Raw genomic sequence first — 1496 nt, forward strand, 5'->3', positions numbered from 1 at the left:
AAAAAATGCATTAAAAATGGGAGCTTAGCTCCCATTTTTTGACTTCGTATAACGTGTATTATGTTAATTTTAGCTAAACTTTAAAGAACAAAAAATATGTGTGAATGCCAATCTGTAGATAATTTTTTTATATGTCCTACTAGTTTTTCAGATGTTTTCAGTCATAACTACAATATGAAGTATAAGTTTCCTCACTACTTCATTGAAGATCCTCCATGTGAGGAAGCTAAACCAGAATTTGATTATGGTGAGTTTTATTATGTTTGTAGCGAGTGTCAGCAAGCTTGGTATTTTGAATGTTATCCAGAAACACCAACAGGCCCAATTTTTGGAATTAAAATTCCAGATATGAGCCAAGTATTAAGCCAAAACCGAATAAACAGTATTAAACAATTCTTAGTTATTTTAGCTCATGAAGGCTTTTCAGAAAATAAGTGTATTCATAACGGATGTATGGACTATTCACTTAATGGAATTAAGGTATGTCTAAATCATTTTGGCTATAAATTTAGTCCTTATTAAAAGATTCATTTAACATAATGGTGGTTATACGAAATTAGTAGTTTTTACGCGGAACTCCTAACGTATTCACCTTTTGTCTTATATCTTTGTTTTTACCAATAGGTAAAATATATTCATAACCTACATCGAAAAGTAGGTAATTAAGAAAAAAATTACAGCGTTTTATAAGCCTTATAGTAACGGGAGAGACTATAGGGCTTTTTATTTATCTTAATATTCATATATCTATGATAAAGCCATGATGCTCTGCGATATAGAAAACCGGCTTGAGAATAGACCGATCTTTTATGATATTTGCTAAAATACTCTTTTGAAATATAAAAAACTAAGCGTGTATAGCACTGGGTCTAGGTGTTTTTTGGGCTTAGTTATTAGCGTTATTTAAATAAGTATAAGTCAATTTTTACCTAAGGGATTTGCTTTTCAACTAGTTCCAATTTCTTTAATGCTTGCCGTTTTTTATGATCATTATCAATCTTTACAACTAGAGCTAAAATAAAAACCATCACTATAAAAACAAGGAAAATCAAATGCTTTTTCATCATTAATTCCGTCTTTTGATCTTTAAGAATGCCTTGCTCCTTTGTAAATAGATATGACATAAGGGAAGCACTGATACAAGCCTTTTTAAATGACTTTAGCAACTCGATAAACAGTTGCAACTCCACAATTCACTGCTTTGGCAATTTCTTCCTTAGTCATATTGCCAGCTGCTAGCAATTCTTTTATTCGTTTGTGCTTAGCCTCATTGGCTTTCTTACCTGTTGGCTTGTAACCCGAACGTTCCAGGCCCTGCTTAATACGTTCTATACGTTTCTCATTGTCTAGGCGGGCCATTGTTGCCAGGAGATCAATCAACATATTGTTGATGAGTTCCAAGATTGAATGAGTAATGCTGTCACTGGTTTGAATCATTTGGTAGGTAGTAGGAAGATCTGCTACGACTAAACGAAGTCCCTTCTCCTGGATCCTGC

Annotated in this window: 3 protein-coding genes; 1 reads left to right on the forward strand and 2 read right to left on the reverse strand. The window is 33.1% G+C overall.

Annotation, left to right across the window (positions count from 1 at the left end):
- The first annotated feature begins 96 nt into the window (after positions 1-96).
- Complete coding sequence (locus tag FTV43_RS15390; RefSeq protein WP_179995828.1) at positions 97-522, forward strand: hypothetical protein; 426 nt, start codon at positions 97-99, stop codon at positions 520-522.
- Between the two features lie 407 nt (positions 523-929).
- On the opposite strand, the gene FTV43_RS15395 is transcribed toward FTV43_RS15390, so the two are convergent.
- Together FTV43_RS15395 and FTV43_RS15400 are read right to left on the reverse strand one after the other, a co-directional pair.
- Positions 930-1190 (reverse strand): hypothetical protein, encoded by a 261-nt coding sequence (locus FTV43_RS15395; RefSeq protein ID WP_368856093.1) that lies wholly within the window; start codon positions 1188-1190, stop codon positions 930-932.
- Positions 1150-1496: helix-turn-helix domain-containing protein (locus FTV43_RS15400; protein ID WP_179995830.1), on the reverse strand; the 347-nt coding region annotated here is incomplete at its 5' end. The genes FTV43_RS15395 and FTV43_RS15400, both read right to left, overlap by 41 nt.

This window comes from Acinetobacter sp. YH16053, assembly GCF_013417035.1.
In the GTDB taxonomy this organism is placed as follows: Bacteria; Pseudomonadota; Gammaproteobacteria; order Pseudomonadales; family Moraxellaceae; genus Acinetobacter; species Acinetobacter towneri.